Below are 18,669 nucleotides of genomic sequence, written 5' to 3'. Positions count from 1 at the left end.
TTACCATCAATTAGTTTTCATTTACTATGAATACATTCAGTTACCAAGAACTTTTTTCATTCACCAAAAATATGCTTCTCAAGATCGGATGCCCTGATCAAGATGCGGAATTAGGAGCCAAGGTTTTGCTTTCCGCTGATTTGAGAGGGGTAGATTCACATGGAGTGGCCAGACTTTCGGGTTATGTGAGACTTTGGGAAAAAGGAAGGATTAATGCTAAACCGAATGTTCACGTCAGTTATGAAACTCCCAGTACCGCTGTAGTAGATGGAGATGGGGGACTTGGTCTTGTGGTTGCGCCTTTTGCGATGCAGGTAGCAATTGAAAAAGCAAAAACTGCAGGTACCGGTTGGGTATCTGTCAAAAATTCCAACCATTATGGAATCGCAGGTTATCATGCCATGATGGCCTTGGAACATGATATGATTGGAATTTCACTGACGAATGCCAGCCCACTGGTAAGTCCGACATTTTCCAAAGAAAGAATGCTTGGTACCAATCCGATTTCTGTTGCCATTCCAGCGAAAAACCAACCTCCATTTGTAGCAGATATGGCCACCACCACTGCTGCCAATGGCAAGTTGGAGATTTTGCAGCGCAAAGAAATGGAGGCTCCTTTAGGCTGGGTTCAGGATGCTGATGGCATACAAACCACAGATGCTAATGGTGTGAAAAAAGGAGGTGCACTATTGCCACTTGGTGGTGACAGAGAACATGGTTCGCACAAAGGATATATTTTGGGATCGATCGTAGATATCTTTTCAGCTGTTCTCTCAGGAGCAAATTATGGCCCTTGGGCACCTCCATTCGTGGCTTTTTTAGAACCTGATCCCAATCCAGTTGGAAAAGGTTTAGGGCATTTTTTCGGAGCGATGCGCGTGGATGCATTTAGACCTGCCGATGATTTCAAAACTCATATGGACAATTGGATCTCCAGATTCAGAGCAGCTAAGCCTATCGAGGGACATGATAAAGTCTTGATCCCAGGAGATCCTGAGCGGGAACTGGAAACAGAAAGAATGTCAAACGGGATTCCTCTGATCAAACCTGTTGAAAATGATTTGAGAGCTTTGGGGCTTAAGTTTGGGGTAGAATTATAATTAAAATTTCTATTCCCAAACACAAATTGCACTGATTCGAATTTTTTTGTCTTGAAAAAGCGCAATCTTGGAATAATTATATGTTTTCTTGGTTTTTCGCCAAAAGTCGGCGAATGGTCGGGAGGCATACGGGACACGGTCGGAACATGGACGGGAGGAAGACGGTAGAAATTGGGGTGTTTTTGGAAATAAATATGATTATTTTATATTGAATTGTATTATTATAATATAGAGAAATTGAGGAAATTCCTTAAAAAGTGAGGTGAATTTCCCTATGTGGGAGACAAGTACTCGGTTTTTTTTCCAAAAACTCGAATTAATGTGGTATAGGAATAAGGAAGCCCCCGCAATTCTGTGGGGCAAGCCATCCCTACGGGAGGCAAGCCTGAAGTGCTTTAACCTTAAATGGCCACCAGTGAAACTGGGGCATTATGAATAATTGTCTGTTCTTGTATTTGCTAACCTTAAAAGGGTTGAACTTGGTGGTGAGAGAATAATTATTTAGATAAATAGATTATTTCCTCTTACTTTTTGTCTTGATACAAAAAGTAACAAACGCCCGCCCGGTTCCCCAACATGCCAGCCCGCCTCAGACAGTTTGAGCGAAGTTGACAACTTATTCCGAAAAGTATTTGAGGCTTTACCTTTATGTAAACCAATTCCCCTTCCGAAGTCGTCATCAAGGACAAGACAGCTATCGAACAACTCAGATTTATACAGCAATTGGAGGACGAGGACAGACAGACCACCTTCAAGCTGATTGACAAGATGCTCACCTACAAAAAATTTAAAAATTTCTAATAGAAAAATGTCGCTAAACTGTAAATGCAAAAAGCCCAGCCGTGCCGGGCTTTTTTTGTTTCGTTTGGTTTATTCTCGATTTCAAAACTTCATTTGTTTCCTGTAGAAAAGAAAAAACAGCCCTATACTGAGGGCAAGTTTTACTACCATCCACAAAGCAAACCTTTGGTTAGTTGCAAACCATCCGATTGCGAACTCCAAAACAAAAACCAAAATAATAATAACAACCATCACCCATCCCTTTTTCTTGAGTGCTAAGTAAAAAGGACCACTTAGAATAATGATTTCTAAAATGGGGAGTATTAAAAGCATTCCCAAAGTGTAAACCACACCTTCCATACTGTTAACCTTATCTCAATTCCAATTTGACTTTTCCACACTTTCAAATATCTGGAATCCCCAAAACAAAATCCATTTGAGGGTTATATAATTTATGAATTTCAAAACTTCTCCCATCAACTATTTATTATCGGTTGTAAAACTGAGGCAATGGCCGTCTTGGGGTCGAAATAATTATATGTTCCCCATACATTCTGGAATCCCGACCAAGAGCCCCCTCTTAGTGTAGTTTAGGCCTTCGGCTGAAGCTGGGTGTTGTTTGTCCGCCCTACACTTGGCCCAAGACTAAAATGATCTTAAGAGATCATTTATTAACGCCTTGTCCTACCCTTTTATCAATATCAATTTTAAAATTGGTAAACACAACACTATCATCACCAGTAATCTACTTCAATTATACCTTTAATTCCTGAGTAGTTTCTTGCACTGGAATACAAATAGTCATCAGTTTTCTCAACAATTCCAAATCTCACTGGATTCTCATGAATATAATTCATTCTACTTTCGATCATTTCAGTGCGATAAATCTCAATGGAATGATTATAATTTGGTTATTATTTGATTTTCAAAGGTCAGATTTAATCTCGCAAAAATATCTACCCAACCCACCACTTGGAAAGTAAAAAAGTACGACATTTCCTGATCTCTAATTTGATAAGACTCTCCCATAACTAAAAGTAATTCTTGAAAACTGGAATTGCAAATTCCAAAAATAAGAAGGTGTAGATGCAATCTACACCTAGCTCTTTAACCAAACTTCACCTACGAGGGGTAATTGAAAGATTATACCTGTTTAAATGTATTTTCAGACAAACTCAATTCTTTTGTATATTGAAGTTCTCAAACCATATTATTTTTAAATCAATGGAAAACCAACAACAAGGAAGAAGATCTTTTATCAAGAAATCCGCAACAGCATTGGCTTTGATGGGGTTAGGGTTGCCTAGTTTTGGACATATTCAAAATACGCAAACCCTGAAAGTGGCACTGATTGGTTGCGGTTGGTATGGGAAAATGGATCTTTGGCGCTTGATTCAGATTGCCAATGTGGAAGTGGTCGCACTTTGCGATGTGGATCAAAATCATCTAGCTGAAGCAAATACACTTTTAAAAAATAGATTTTCCGGACACACTCCAAGCCTCTACAAGGACTATCGTGATCTTCTCAAATCCCATCAATTAGACATTACCGTCATTGGTACGCCAGATCATTGGCATGCTTTGCAGGCGATAGCAGCCATGAAGTCGGGGTCGCATATTTACCTGCAAAAACCCATTTCTGTAGATGTTATCGAAGGCGAAGCCGTGGTCGCTGCCGCAAAAAAGTATAATAAAATTGTCCAAGTTGGACTTCAGAGACGAAGTACTCCCCACTTGATCGATGCAAAGCAAAGGATCATTGATACTGGTGTTTTGGGAAAAATCTCTCAAATTGAAATTTGTAGCTACTACCACATGCGCTACAATGAAAATCCTCCTTTACAGGAAATCCCAAGTTTTTTTGATTATGATTTATGGACTGGACCTGCACCCTTACGCCCTTTCGATGGATTACCACACAAGAGAAAGTGGAGATCCTTCATGGAATATGGCAATGGAATCACAGGTGATATGTGCGTACACATGCTGGATTGTGTGAGGTGGATGCTTGACTTAGGTTGGCCGCTAAAAATATCCGCAACCGGTGGGATTTTCGTCCAAAAAGAAGGTAAATCAAATATTGCGGATACGCAGACTGCGATATTTGAATATGAAGAATTAAATATAGTTTGGCAGCATCGTACTTGGGGCAATCCCGAAGACCCGGAATACCCATGGGCATTTAAGATTTTTGGAGAAAATGGTTACTTGGCAGGAAGTCCTTTTCAAGCTGATTTCGTCCCCTTGGATAAAGACCAAGAAAAAATACATTGGGATGCGGTGTACGAAAAAGAAGCATTTCCAGAAGACTTGGATGAAAAAGACATTGAACTCCATGCTGTACCAGCTACAAGAAAGCATTTCAAGAATCTTGTTGACGCTATAAAATCAAATGTTGATCCAGTTGCAAATGTAATGGAGGGCCATATTTCTACAGCTTGCTGCATTTTGGTAAATATTTCTATGGAGCTTGGAAGACCCTTAAGTTACGACCCAAAAACCATGACAATCCCTTCTGATAGTGAGGCTTCTGCATTACTTAGAAGGCCATACAGGAAGCCTTGGATTCATCCTGAACCCGACGACATCTAATTTTTTTTAATCACCATTGTAGCATTTTTATACTTCGGCCCGTCATAATAGAGAAATGTCGCTAAAGAAATTTCTAAACCAACTATTATGATTACTACAATGAAGATGAAGCACAACATGAGAACAGTAGCCATGCTACTTCTCCTCTCCTTAGGTTTTGGCCTAACAGGATGTTTGGATGACAATGAAGGAACCCCAATTCCTCCGGCCGCATTTATTTCTATTTATCATGGTTCGCCCGATGCCCCGAATTTAGATGTTTTCGCCAACAGCAATCGTGTCACTACAAATCCCTTTCGCTACACGGAAACACTCCCTTACAGCAGGTTTTATTTGGGTGAACGTACTTTCAAATTTTCACCTTACAACTCAGTTACATCACTTTTAGAAAAAACTTTTACCATTGAAGAAGATGTGGTTTATTCCATGTTTTTCACTGGTATGGAAGATGATTTAGACGCTATCCTTTTGACTGATGAATGGGCTACACCAAATCAGGAAAGTGCACAGTTGAGATTTGTCCATCTTTCTCCTGATGCCGGATTAATAGAAGTTCAAGTGGAAGAAGGAGATTCTCCATTTGTGGACAATTCTGATTTCAAAACTCACTCTAATTTTGAAGACCTTGATTCAGGAACTTACAATATCAGAGTTGTGTCAAAAGGATCAGGCGAAACTTTAGTCACTGCAAACAATGTGGAATTGAGGGGAAATAGAGTCTATACATTGGTACTTCGAGGACTACAGGAAGAAGGGACTGAAGTGGAAAAAAGGCTGAATTTGCAGTTGATTACCAACTTTATCAATTTTTAAAAAGTTATTAGTTATTAGTCAATCAGTTATCAGTGAATCAAAATCAAATGAAATCATGAAACTGCTTGGCCACTTCGTATAGGAAACCGAATATAAAATCACATGTAAAAAAGTGGTCAGACCTCTGGCCACTTAAATAAAGTAACTCAGTTTCTATTAATCATCAGTTGACTGACTTCTGTTAGCAATGGACACTTATCCGCTACTATTGATCTGCTTTATAAAATTACATTAATGAGGATAATCAAATTAATTGTTTTTTAGGGTGATCCCGGGATATTTCATATCTCGGGATATTTTTTTTTTAGCCGAACAAGTCCGAACTCAGATATCTATCACCTCTGTCACAAGTGATGCATACGATCACTCCTTTATCGATTTCTGAGGCTATTTTCATGGCAGCAAATAGCGCCCCTCCACTGCTCATCCCTGCCAAAATCCCTTCTTCTTTTGCAAGTCTTCTTGTCATGATACTTGCCTCTTCTTCGCTGACATCGATGGTTCTATCCACTCTTTTTGGATCAAATATCTTTGGCAAAAACTCAGGTGACCACCTTCTGATCCCAGGAATGCTCGACCCATCAGTCGGTTGGGTTCCTACAATTTGAATGGCTTTATTCTTTTCCTTGAGATATTTTGACACCCCCATAATGGTTCCCGTAGTTCCCATAGCAGACACAAAATGGGTGACATTTCCATCCGTATCTTTCCAGATTTCCGGACCTGTACTTTTGTAATGGGACAGATAATTATCCTCGTTAGCAAATTGATTCAGCATAAAATAACCCTCTTCATTTGCCATTTTTTCTGCCAAAGTTCTGGAATACTCGATTGTCTTTGCAGCAGGTGTCAAAATCACTTTTGCTCCATAGGCTTCCATAGACAAAACTCGCTCTTTAGTGGAATTATCTGGCATAATCAAGGTCATACTTACTCCAAGTAGATTCGCGACCATCGCTAAAGCTATTCCAGTATTCCCACTTGTAGCCTCGACCAACTTATCACCTCTTTTGATATCCCCACGTTCTAGAGCAGATTTGATCATGTTGTAAGCAGCTCTGTCCTTGACGCTGCCCGCAGGGTTTTGCCCCTCTAGTTTACAAAAAATCTTCACATTGGGATTTATCGGAATTGACTTCAATTCCACCAAAGGCGTATTCCCAATCAATTCAAGTAATTTCATATTTAGCTTGATTATTATTTACAACTAGCACTAAAAAATTCAGATTTTACTCCGTATCATTTTTGAAGACATATACATCTGTGGTTTCGGAATTAGCGTCATACATCTTGGCTTGATAATAAATCTTGCTAAACGCAGGTACCGACTTGGTCAACCATACATTTCCTCCTATCACTGAACCTTCACCAATTACTGTATTTCCTCCGAGAATTGTGGCGCCGGCATAGATAACTACATTGTCTTCAAGAGTCGGATGTCTTTTAGTATCTGCATCTTCTTTGTGTACACTCAAAGCTCCCAAGGTCACTCCTTGGTACAATTTCACATGATTTCCAATCACAGTGGTCTCTCCAATCACCAATCCTGTCCCGTGATCAATGCAAAAATGATGGCCTATTTTAGCTCCCGGATGTATATCAATCCCCGTTTTGCTATGCGCAAATTCAGTGATTATTCTTGGGATCATTCTAATTCCCAAAAGTGTCATTTGATGGGAAATTCTGTAGGCTGCTATGGCAAAAAACCCAGGGTAACACCTCAAAATCTCTGCTCTAGATTTCGAAGCCGGATCACCAGCGAACATCGCATCTACATCTTGATGAATCGCATCAAAAACTTCTGATAAACTTTCAAAAAACTTTTTACTTAACTCCCTTCCATCACCTTGATATAAATGTTTGTTTCTAACTAAAATATCGGAAAACTGTGCTTTCAATACCTCAAGGTTCTCTTGAATATCCTTTTTATCTTTGATGATATTCAATGCATACTCAGGAAAAAGCAAGCCCAAAAGGCTTTCAAAAAAAGTTTGAATCAATTTTGGTGAAGGGCATTCAGGGCAATCTTGATGAGATTTAAATATTTTTTCGACTAAATTTTCCATGTTCTTGAATGATTTCAAATCAAAGAACAAAACCTACTCGAATGACATAAGGTTCATTGTAAGGTGATCTAAAATTGTCATGGATCAAATTATAGAGAAATGTAAAATTCGCCCCACCTCTACTACCGAAAGGAGCGAAATATCCTGCACCTAAAAATAGCGAAGGAACCCACTCTCGATTGTATTCATTTGTTCTTCGATTGAACAGGTCGAAATTTAGCATTTCATATTCTGTATGCGCAAAAATATTGGGTAAGATGTTATATCTCACAAATGTTCTCCCTCCATACAAGCTCCGGTTTCCTGTGCCTGCACCTACAAATCTCCTATCATCAAAATATTGGTAAGTGGCGCCAAGACCACCAGATAATCGTTCCGTAATCATAGCTCCTACAAGTGGCGACACGTCAATAAATGTGATTGTACCAAACTGCATGGCGAAATTACCTCCGTAATACAACCTGTCCTTCAAGGGCGGATTACTTTCAGGGTCGATTTCTCGCTGAGCTTGAGCGGCAGTAGCTAGTGAAAAAAATAGTATTGTAAGGACTACAAAATTGAAATATTTTTTATTCGGGAATGATAACATACAGGTCTTCTGTTTTCTTTTTCATCAAGTACCTTTCACGAGCAAACTTCTCAAGAAGTTCATAATTACTCATCAATTCCTCTCGATCTTGCTTGATTTTTTCTTTTCTTTCAAGAAGGTACTCTTTTTGATTTTCAAGTTCTCGAACCTTGGAGCTTAGTTTAAACTGAGAAACGATATCATTCGAATCGATGAAAATCATCCACAAAACAAATAACGCCGTAAAGACAAAATAAAAATTTTTAGTGTACTTGAGGTATTTTTTCATGATCAAGCGGTCGATTTAAAACAAATATAGAAAAATCAATTGCATTGAAAAATTGATTTTTACTGAAACATTTCATATAAAGAATAATCTCAAATGAAATTTTCTCCAATTATCACTTATTGAATGGTTTTATGGTTTTGTTACTCTAGTTCCTGTAGCCTTTTTATATATTGTGGTGAGAAATCTATAACAAACTATGCATAAAAATTTACGTCAACTCAGCATACTGACTGCAGTCTTCCTTTTCGAAGCTGGCATCATCAGTACAAATGCACAGCAAATCAAGCCAAGCAGCTCTAAAGAGATGCAAACAGCTTTTCAGAAACATCAAGAGATGTTTGCCAGCACACCTTTCAAGAACTACCCTTTACGGAATATTGGACCAACAAATATGTCTGGCCGAATTACCGATATAGAGGTAAGCTCAGATTTCAAGACCTATTATATCGCAGCTGCTTCTGGCGGTGTTTGGAAGACGAGTGATAATGGACAATCCTTCTCCCCAATCTTTGATCATCAAGGTGCATTAGGAATGGGAGATATGGCTCTAGCTCCATCTGATGACAATATCATTTGGGTAGGTACTGGAGAAAACAACTCAAGTAGATCAACTTATGCAGGAAATGGAGTCTATAAATCAATTGATGCAGGAAAAACCTGGGAATTTGTAGGATTTCCACATTCACAGCATATCGGTCAGATTCAAATCCACCCAAGCAATCCAAATATAGTTTGGGTAGGTATCATGGGCTCTCTTTATAGTAAAAATCAAGAAAGAGGACTCTACAAAACTACTGACGGAGGAAAAACGTGGAAAAGAACACTTTTCGTAGATGACAACACAGGTGTGATTGATATCAAAGTTCAGCCAGGAAATCCGAATGTAATCTTAGCTGCAACTTGGGAGAGAATGAGACAAGCGCATGATTTTGTTGGAAATGGAAAAGGTTCTGCAATCTGGAGATCTGAAGATGGAGGGGATACTTGGAGCAAGTCAATGGTTGGATTCCCACAAGATGAATTTGTAGGAAGAATTGGCTATGACTTTAGTTTAAGTAGTCCTAACATTGTGTATGCTCTTCATGATTATCAAAAAACAGAAGAGAGAGAAAGAAGATCAAGCACAAATACAAATAATGATGCGCTGACCTTTGAAAAATTTGAAAAAATGACTTCTAATGATGTTTTGACTTTAGAAGATGATGCACTGAATCAATTTTTGAGAAGAAATAGGTTTGCTTCAAAATACGACGCCAAGTCTGTTAAGAAATTAATCGAAAATAAGAAAATCACTCCAACAGATATCGCTACTTACAGTAGTGGCGGCGTAGATGCTAACTCAGCGATTATCAATTCATCAGTAATCGGAGCTGAAGTTTATAGATCTGAAGATGCTGGAAAATCTTGGAAAAAAGTCAACGAAACAGGACTAGACAGGGTTTATAACAGCTACGGTTATTATTTTGGAGAAGTGCGGACAAGTACTCAAGACCCGGATGAATTATTTATTCTTGGCGTTCCTTTGATGGTCTCTAGAGATGGTGGGAAAACATTTGCTAATACCGATTCAGTGGGAAATGTCCATTCTGATCATCAATCCATGTGGATCAATCCAAATGACTCAAAACATATTCTCTTAGGAACTGATGGTGGCTTATACGTTTCTTATGGTAACGGAGAAAGATGGACGCACCACAACGATCAATTGACCATTTCTCAATTCTACTCCATAATGGTTGATGAAGCAACGCCTTACAATGTCTATGGCGGAATGCAAGATAATGGAGTTTGGTATGGCAAATCAACGAGCAGACCTGCTGATCAGTGGAATTCATTATTTGGAGGAGATGGAATGGTTGTGGCCGTTGACACAAGATCAAATGACATCGTTTACACTGGATCACAGTTTGGTAACTATTACAGAATCAATACTTCAACCAATGAAAGAAAATATGTCACGCCAGGCCATGATATTGGTAATAAGCCAAACAGATGGAATTGGAGAACTCCAGCTACTTTGAGTAAACACAATCAGGATATTTTCTATATGGGTTCTCAATATGTCTATAGAAGTTTAGACAAAGGTGATACTTGGGAAACTATCTCTCCAGATTTGACCAAAGGACCTAAGGAGGGCAATGTGCCATTCGCTACACTTACAGTTGTAGAAGAATCACCTTTAGAATTTGGTACTCTGTATGCTGGCTCTGATGATGGTAACATCTGGTATACCCGTGATCATGGGAATTCTTGGATAGACATCAAAAAAGGCTTGCCTCAAGATCGATGGATTAGTAGTATCACTCCTTCTCAGCATGTAGAAGGTCTTGTGTATGTGACTTTGACTGGGTATAGAAATGATGAATTCACTCCACATGTGTACAAAAGCACTAATTACGGGACTACATGGACCCCAATTTCAGGCAATCTTCCTACCGAGGCTATGAATGTAATTCGTGAAGATCATCATCATCCTGAGATACTTTACATTGGTTCGGATCATGGATTATACGTCACTTTGGATGGTGGTAAAAGTTATGATCTAGTTCAGGGAAATATTCCAAATGTCTCGATATATGACATGATTATTCAGAAAAATGAAAATGACCTTGTCATTGGTTCACATGGCAGGAGTGTTTACATCATGGACCTGAATCCATTATATGAAATGGTCAAAAATAAAAGTGCCGAAATCAGCTTGCTTAGCGTGACAGATGCTCAGCTATTCCAAAGGCGAGGTACACCTAGCATGGATGCCATGTTTTATATACCTAATACAGGAGAGGTTCAGATTACCATCAAAAATAGTAAAGGAGAAACCTTAAAAACTTGGACTGATAATTTCTCAAAAGGATTCAATCAAGTTAGCTGGGATTTGAAACCTGAATCAGGCAATCCTTCCCGAGGTAAGTTCAGCATAGAGCTTAGTAAAAATGGACAGAATAGTACTAAAGAATTTGAAATTAAGTAAACAAAAATGGGATCGAAATTCGATCCCATTTTTTTACCTTACAAATCTCAATTCCGATCCATCTCCAAAAAGCTCATAACCTTCTTCATTAAAAGTCTTGAGTTGCTCAGGATTGTTGATTCTATTTTTGATGATAAAATCAGTCATTAGGCCTCTAGCTTGTTTTGCAAAGATCCCGATGATTTGATATTTACCATTTTTATATTCTTGAAAAACCGGAGAAACCACCTTTGATTTCAAGGCGCTTTGATCTACTGCTTTGAAATATTCTTGAGAAGCAAGGTTTACTATTGGCTCACCCTTGGCAACTTCATTGATTGCTTTGGCTATTCTCGAACTCCAAAATTCATAGAGATTTTTTCCTTTTTTATTTTCTAATTTAATCCCCATTTCCAAGCGATAAGGCTGAATCAAATCCAATGGCTTCAAAAGACCATAAAGTCCAGATAAAATCCTCAGGTGATCTTGTGCAAACTCAAAGTCTTCTTTGGAATAATTATCTACATCCATTTTAGTGTAAACATCGCCTTTAAAGGCTAGCATAGCTTGTTTTGCATTATTTGGATCAAAAGTTTTCTTAAATTCCTTATACCTTTTTTCATTCAAGGAAGCAATATTTTCACTTACTCCCATGAGTTTGCGGATATCATCAGAACTCTTTTTTTTCATGATGGAAACCAACTCAAAAGTCTCCTTTTGGAAATCAGGTGTGGTAAAAATATCCACATCAGTACTCGTCAAATCAAGTGTTTTTGCAGGTGAAATTAACGTTATCATATTTATTTGATTATTCTATTACTACGATGGCCTCTCTGAGGGTTTTGGTTATATTTTGATTATTACTTCTAAACCTCACGACGACCGGATATGTTCCAATTGGCACCTTTTGGCCATTTACTGTACCATCCCAAGGGCAATACCCACCTACTGCATCCCCAGGGAGATTACTCTGCTCACAATAGAAAATCAATTCACCCCAGCGATTGTAAATATATACCGATAGCTCATCAATAAAGTCATTGGTATAAATCAAGAATTGCTTGGAGGCATCACTTGGACTCATGGCATTGGGGAACCTCACTCTTAGCTCACAATCCTCCACCACCTCAAAAGTGATCTCCTCCACACAACCCAACTCATCGAATACCACTAATCTGTAATTACCTTCCTGCTGAGGAGTAAAGATTGGGTCTGTGGATATAGGCTCGTCTTCGCCTTCCAGATACCATTCATAATTATCGTATTGACCGGGATCAAGTTGAAATACGATATTTTCCAAAGCACAGATGATGTAAGTAGCCTGTAAGACTGGTGCCACCAAGGTGGACTGAATTACCTGAATCTGATCCCTTCCTACCAAGCATCCGAAATTATTGTAAACTTCAACTTGATAAGTCCCTTGATTAGCCTGATCCACTGAAACCATGGTAGCGTCATCATTGGCAGGAAGTGGTGTTCTATTTCCCCCTTGAACAAAAAACCACCTGATCTGACCCACAGCATCCATGTCATCAGCATCAATCAGCAAATTCACAAATGTACTCGGTTCACCCACACAGAATGGTTGAACTTCCAATTCAAAATCCACAGCTGCAGCAAATTCCTCCACCTCAAATGGTATCGGAGGAGTCGGACAGTTAGAGCCTACCCTTGGCTGAACATCTAGTGTATACTGCCCAGGTGCAGATGGGAAAAACCGCTGTGATCGCCCAACTACCTGGCTGGATTCATTTCTCCAAAAGAAAAATACAGAAGCTGGATCTGTTCCATCTAAAATAATCGCCTCATAAGACACGCCGTCCACACAGTCTACTTGAGGGGCTGAGAGTTCATATTGGATCGGGTCATTGATAGTAAGATTAATAGTCCTCTCTCTCGGACAAGCAACACCGTCAGGATCTTCTCCAAATACGGTGTATACACCAGAAATATTGAGTAAATAAATGCCGTCTGCGTCAGCATTGATTAAATCCCCATTGGGATCAGTAACTGTAAATACCAAATTTTGCTGTGTCGATATTTCTAGCTCAAAGCTTTCGCAGGCCACTATATTAGACGGTACATTGAAATCCGCCAAAAATCTCCGTGCTACAGTCACATCACCTACAGGTATGGCACATCCATTGGCATCTTCCACTTGCACCGCATAGTCACCATGGCCAATCTCAATGACAGTAGTCTGTCCATCTAGTGCCCCGGTAAACTCTTGCCCATCTCCTTGACGCGTAATGGTATAAGTACCCTGAACAGCAGCGCTAAGTTCAATAGTTATGCTTCCTGGGATGATCTCGTTGACTCCGCAACTTTCGTCGGTACTGTCCAAGGTTATGTTCTCAAACCCTTGAGGTGGATTCACATTTTGAATCGTGGCGGTTCTGGTAAATTCACAGCCAAAATCAGTCTGACCTCTCACTGTATAATTACCTGGTTCCAAATCTGTCAAAGTAAAGAAATCACCAGCAGACACATTTTGGAACACATCCCCAGTTTCCATAATTTCCAATACCGACATGGCTATCAATGCTTCTATTTCAAAGCTACCCTCAGGACTATTGCAATCTTCGGCATTGGTTAAAATTACTATTTCAAAATTAGGAAGAGGAAAAACTTCTAGCTCCAAGACTTTCTCCACCAGACACCCTTCTACTATCGGGTCTTCAGTCACAAAAATAATCTGATACAAACCTGGACCAGGCAGATCTATTGATGGGGTGATTTCAAGCTCAAAGGCTAACCCAACAGGAAACTGCACCCTATTCGGATCGCCTACTCGTTGATAGAACCATTCTCCCGACACAGGGGTGTCTGGAGCAAAAACAACCAAGGTCTCGTCATAACAAACTTCTTCTGCAGTCTGAGTCAAATCAAATTCAAACGCAGGCCCTACAAAAACAGACCTTGTTGCTGGACAAGCATCAAAAAATTCTTCGTCCTGATTGGTATTTCTATATGATACCGTCACTGTATAAATACTTTCCTCTTTTACAGTAATTTCATTGGAATTTTCATCCCCAAACTGAATTCCAGCTGCATTTCTCCATTCGAAATCATACAACCCATCAGCAGGATCATAACCATCTATGGCAGTTAGCGTGACAGGAGTTCCACTACAAAGAGTGACATCATTCTCAAGGGTGATCTCAGGCGGTGCAACCACAAGCACCTCAATGCTATTATTTTTATTATAGTGTTCAGGATCGCCACACCTGTCAACCCTTAAAGTCACTGTGTACAGACCTTCTCTCTGAAAGATATAAGTCAAAGTTTGATTCTCTTCCCCAGGCCCACCAAGATCTGACTCTATTACTTCACCATCCTCATGAACAATCGTCCAGAAGTAACTATCAATATCTGGTTCACCTGCACCCTCAAACAAACCTTCTGCGCCATTTTCAGGATCAAGACATAATCGATCTGGACCACTGATAGCAGGCTCGGGAATACTACTGCCTGACTGCTGCACAAAAGAAGGGAGACCTAAATTCGAAGTTGTACCAGGCAAAAGTTGAAAACCTTCGGTAGTACCTGTACTAAGCTCACAAAGTCCTCCAGGTTGAATCGTACCTAAGAAATTCTGTCCAGGTCTTGCTACATAAATATCTCCCATTGGCCCCATTTGGATGGCACCTATTGGTCCATTGATACGTAAATCTGTTCTTGAGTCTAAGATACACTGTGCTCTTTGGGCGCTTGTCGTAGCTCTTTCGAAACATGCTCCACAACTCAAATCATCATCCTCATCTTGTGAACTCGGACTTTGAATGATAAACTCTTCAACTTTCCCTCCATCACCAGTGTATGTGACAAAAATCCTGTCACTATCATTTGAAAACTCTACTCCATAAACATCATCATCATTGCAATCCAAATCAACTGATGCGTACTCTGTCAGACGCCCTGTACTTTGATCAAAATCGAAAAGTTCCACCCTACTACAAGCACCATCTTGAATAGTCACTGCGACTTTGGTTCCATCTGGGCTAAACTTCATACTACCAACTCCTGTATCATAACCATGGGTAGAACCAACAGAAGAAAAAACAGGTGGCCCTATCCCCAAAGAGCCTACTGGATATGCCCTAAAGGTATTATTTCCCAACTCATGAAAAAGCACCCAAGTAGTATCCCCTGCTGCGATGGCCGCTGATTGTTGTGTAGCTGGACTGAATAAGAAATTATCTTTGCTAACTACATTCCCTACACCTGTAGGATTTTCAGCCTTGATATCAACTAGGGAAAACTTCACTTGACTGTTGCCGTCAGCAGCTGTAGATGTAGTGAATAGATAGAAAATGGTTTCTTCTTGCGGAATAGCTACTGCAATTACACCCTCAGAAGCTTGGTTACTTCCCCCGATATCTTCACCATCTGCCATGACATCTCCATACAAATCCCAAACTGTAGACCCATCTGTGTAAAACAAAACCTGACCAGTTTCATCTGAGATTGTTGTTGTACCTGCGGGGATGTTCTGTGGATGCCTTGGATCTACTGGTCTTGGAGTAGGCAAGATACCAGCTGGATCTTCATTGAAATCAATCCCAGCGCCATCACCAAAATACCAAATATTATTACTCTGATCATCCAAATCCCACATTCTCACGCGAATACTTGCATAAGCATAGCAAGATGAACCAGGCTCTTTTACCAAAACCCAATACAATCCAGGCTCACATATCTGATTAGGGGCTTCCGGTCCCCAGCCTTCATCTCGTTTGTTTGACCAAAAATATTCATAAACCCCATTACCACCACCTGGACCACCAACACCAGGACCACCCGGGCCACCTGGCCCTTGTCCACCTTGTCCTCCTTCACCTTGTTGAACTTCTAAGAGGGGCATTAAGTCAAAGCAAGATTCACAAACTGTGGTATCTTGAGGTGAGAAGTTTGCCTCCAAATTGTTTTCGGATAAGTTGATAGTTCTCGGGTCAGATGTAGAGGTCGTACCATCAGCAAAAGTAACCGTAAGTGTTGCTGTGACGCTTTCTCCAGATGTCGCCTCCGCAGGCAAAAGCAAATGCTCTTGATTGTAATCAATATCAAGTGGCTCTCCATCTTCGTCAGTCAATTCAGGCTCAAAAGTCCATTCAAAGCTTACCGGTCTGTAATTCTCAGGCGTGATGACACTAGTCAATTGTACGGGATTATTGCTACATGGCTCTTCAGGTTCCCAAGTAAAATCTACCGTAGCCTCTACATCAGCATTAGGAGCAAATTGCGGGAAAATCCTACCACAAAAATCCACCCCATCAAATGGATCTTCATCTTTCTCTAGTTCCTCCAGATCTTCCTCGTCAGGATTATCTACCCTTCCTATCAATTGAGGGCCACCTGCTACTTCTTCATAGATATAATACAATCTTCCATCAGGGCCGACTTTGATATCATAGATTCGGAATACATTATTTTCCAAAGGAATCAATTCAGGGTCTGCATCTAAATCATCCGCAGGAACTCGGAACAATTCATTGCCTCTAGAAAAGTAGATATAATCAGCATCAGGACTGAAGGCTGCTCCTTCTATTGAATCAACTCCCCCAGATTGCGAAATGGTATTGACTGTACCAAATCTTCCTTCTGCGGTATCAAAATCTACCAATACGATGTCCTCATTAGGATTTTCAGGAATAAGAATCAATTGCCCTGTTGCTTCATTAAAAATTATCGCCTTTGGTGTAAAAGGTATACCAACATCATCAGTCTCCGTAAATTCACCTTGTGTGGCTTCAATTCTTCTGGAGATTAAGTTGCCTCCATTGAAGCTGATCAAGTAAGAAGGTGATTGTGCTGACTTTACCACTGCGATAGAACCAGTAGCAGGACCAATACTTCGGTTAAACACTTCTACTCTACCTTGTGGCGGTTCATTACCAACCGCAGCTCCTGGGGAATTCATATCCACCACTGCATATTGTAATTGACCACCAGTAGTTAGATAAAAAATGTAATAAAGCTTATCCCCATTTGGATCAAATTCTAGAATACCAATTCCAATTTCCTGTCTACCTGATGAATTACCATTGATTGAAAGCGCCCCTTGCATAGGGGAATTATTATAATTATAAACTAATTCTCCGTCTGAATAAAAAACCACATTTCCGTTTATTGGATCAACTGCAACAGCAGAATTATTTTGATTAAAAGCTCCTGAAACTTCTCTTATAACCGGTTCTTCTCCTTTACCAAATGAAACTATTCTTTTGAGAGTATCTAATTCACAATACCCAAAGATCCATTCGTTGTTATTAAATCCCTGTGAAAAACTTTTATTTAGGGGCATAATGCAGGATAATACACATATTCCTGCAAAAATTAAAAGAAACTTGATAGATTTAAAGCGGCTTTTCATATTTTACGTCTTGCTAATAAAACAACGATCTCTTACAATCGTTTAGCAACTACATTACATAATTTAAATAAACGAACAATTCCTTGATTAGGTCTTATCTATATCGTCTTTTTTTTACATTCCTCAGTATTTTTGCTGCCAATTCTGCTTTGGCTCAAGACCCGCAATATAGTCAATATTATGCTGCTCCATTATATTTGAATCCTGCATTTACAGGTGCTGAACAAGCTACACGGATAGGAGCCAATTACAGAAATCAATGGCCCGGACTGAGTGCACAGTTTACTACATTTTCGGCTTATGTTGATACTTATTTGGAAGATTACAATAGTGGAGTGGGTTTTTTGGTAATGAATGATGTAGAGGGCGCTGCACAATTGAGATCTACTACACTTTCGGCACTTTATTCTTATGAATTAAGATTGGGTGAACGTTCATTTTTCCGCCCAGGATTTCAAGCTTCCTACATAAGACGAGACATAGGTTTCTACGAAAACTTACTATTTGCCAATCAGATCGATCCAACAGATCCATTTGGACCAACTTTAGGAGGGAATGAAATCCCTGGTTATGGAGAGCCTGTTAATCTTCTTTCGCTTTCCTTAGGGGGTCTCTTTTTCACTGAAAATTTCTGGTTTGGCGCATCTGCTCAACATGTCAATCAACCTAATCAATCTTTTATTGAAAATGGTGTAAGCAACTTGCCAATGAAATTTTCAATTCACACAGGATACAAAATCTCACTGGGCTCTGGCGGTTATAGGAATGATTTCACCCACATGTTTAAAGAACGTTATTTTGTCCCTACTGTCAATTTCAAAAAACAGGGACCTTTCGAACAATTAGATGTTGGCGCTTATTTATTTATGGAACCCATCATTTTTGGACTTTGGTACAGAGGTCTTCCATACAAGCCTGTAGAACAACAAAGCAATCGAGATGCCATTGTCATGATGGTTGGGTTCAATCTCCTTTCTGGTTTGAATATGGGTTATAGTTTTGATTATACTGTTTCAAATTTGGGAATTCAATCTGGTGGCGCTCACGAAGTCAGTCTCTCTTATGTTTTTCCAAGCCGAAACCAAGGTAAGCCAAGGAGGAGAGATACTGTGTTGCCTTGTCCTAAATTTTAAAAAAT

Annotated in this window: 12 protein-coding genes; 5 read left to right on the top strand and 7 right to left on the bottom strand. The window is 39.6% G+C overall.

Annotated features, from left to right (window positions below; all coding sequences use genetic code 11):
• Window positions 1–26: 26 nt before the first annotated feature.
• On the top strand, window positions 27–1,100 hold the full coding sequence (locus BELBA_RS08785; RefSeq protein ID WP_014772369.1) for an Ldh family oxidoreductase: 1,074 nt from the start codon (window positions 27–29) through the stop codon (window positions 1,098–1,100).
• A gap of 882 nt (window positions 1,101–1,982) precedes the next feature.
• Here BELBA_RS08785 and BELBA_RS08775 read toward each other — a convergent pair.
• On the bottom strand, window positions 1,983–2,240 hold the full coding sequence (locus tag BELBA_RS08775) for a hypothetical protein (protein WP_014772368.1): 258 nt from the start codon (window positions 2,238–2,240) through the stop codon (window positions 1,983–1,985).
• An 864-nt stretch (window positions 2,241–3,104) separates the two neighbouring features.
• On the opposite strand from BELBA_RS08775, the gene BELBA_RS08770 reads away from it, so the two are divergent.
• Both BELBA_RS08770 and BELBA_RS08765 read left to right on the top strand, forming a co-directional pair.
• Window positions 3,105–4,472, top strand: a complete 1,368-nt coding sequence (locus tag BELBA_RS08770) for a Gfo/Idh/MocA family protein (RefSeq protein WP_014772367.1) — start codon at window positions 3,105–3,107, stop codon at window positions 4,470–4,472.
• 87 nt (window positions 4,473–4,559) lie between these two features.
• On the top strand, window positions 4,560–5,285 hold the full coding sequence (locus BELBA_RS08765) for a DUF4397 domain-containing protein (RefSeq protein WP_014772366.1): 726 nt from the start codon (window positions 4,560–4,562) through the stop codon (window positions 5,283–5,285).
• 304 nt (window positions 5,286–5,589) lie between these two features.
• On the opposite strand, the gene cysM is transcribed toward BELBA_RS08765, so the two are convergent.
• The 4 genes from cysM to BELBA_RS08745 are packed head-to-tail and all read right to left on the bottom strand — an operon-like array spanning window position 5,590 to window position 8,208.
• On the bottom strand, window positions 5,590–6,468 hold the full coding sequence (gene cysM / locus BELBA_RS08760) for a cysteine synthase CysM (protein ID WP_014772365.1): 879 nt from the start codon (window positions 6,466–6,468) through the stop codon (window positions 5,590–5,592).
• A gap of 46 nt (window positions 6,469–6,514) precedes the next feature.
• Window positions 6,515–7,351: a serine O-acetyltransferase gene (locus tag BELBA_RS08755; RefSeq protein ID WP_014772364.1), complete on the bottom strand. Its 837-nt coding sequence runs from the start codon at window positions 7,349–7,351 to the stop codon at window positions 6,515–6,517.
• A gap of 19 nt (window positions 7,352–7,370) precedes the next feature.
• Complete coding sequence (locus BELBA_RS08750) at window positions 7,371–7,940, bottom strand: hypothetical protein (protein WP_014772363.1); 570 nt, start codon at window positions 7,938–7,940, stop codon at window positions 7,371–7,373.
• Window positions 7,921–8,208: an FtsB family cell division protein gene (locus BELBA_RS08745; protein ID WP_014772362.1), complete on the bottom strand. Its 288-nt coding sequence runs from the start codon at window positions 8,206–8,208 to the stop codon at window positions 7,921–7,923. Before BELBA_RS08745 ends, BELBA_RS08750 begins: the two co-directional genes overlap by 20 nt.
• Window positions 8,209–8,404: 196 nt before the next feature.
• On the opposite strand from BELBA_RS08745, the gene BELBA_RS08740 reads away from it, so the two are divergent.
• Complete coding sequence (locus BELBA_RS08740; protein WP_014772361.1) at window positions 8,405–11,179, top strand: VPS10 domain-containing protein; 2,775 nt, start codon at window positions 8,405–8,407, stop codon at window positions 11,177–11,179.
• 33 nt (window positions 11,180–11,212) lie between these two features.
• Here BELBA_RS08740 and yaaA read toward each other — a convergent pair whose 3' ends face one another.
• Both yaaA and BELBA_RS08730 read right to left on the bottom strand, forming a co-directional pair.
• Window positions 11,213–11,956, bottom strand: a complete 744-nt coding sequence (gene yaaA / locus BELBA_RS08735) for a peroxide stress protein YaaA (protein ID WP_014772360.1) — start codon at window positions 11,954–11,956, stop codon at window positions 11,213–11,215.
• 10 nt (window positions 11,957–11,966) lie between these two features.
• Window positions 11,967–17,531: a T9SS type B sorting domain-containing protein gene (locus BELBA_RS08730; RefSeq protein WP_014772359.1), complete on the bottom strand. Its 5,565-nt coding sequence runs from the start codon at window positions 17,529–17,531 to the stop codon at window positions 11,967–11,969.
• Between the two features lie 83 nt (window positions 17,532–17,614).
• Here BELBA_RS08730 and BELBA_RS08725 point away from each other — a divergent pair, with 83 nt between their 5' ends.
• Window positions 17,615–18,664 (top strand): PorP/SprF family type IX secretion system membrane protein, encoded by a 1,050-nt coding sequence (locus BELBA_RS08725; protein ID WP_014772358.1) that lies wholly within the window; start codon window positions 17,615–17,617, stop codon window positions 18,662–18,664.
• Window positions 18,665–18,669 lie beyond the last annotated feature (5 nt).

The sequence above is a fragment of the Belliella baltica DSM 15883 genome (assembly GCF_000265405.1).
In the GTDB taxonomy this organism is placed as follows: domain Bacteria; phylum Bacteroidota; class Bacteroidia; order Cytophagales; family Cyclobacteriaceae; genus Belliella; species Belliella baltica.
The sequence above is the reverse complement of the archived record's forward strand: the minus strand, read 5'-3'. Positions and strand labels throughout refer to the sequence as shown.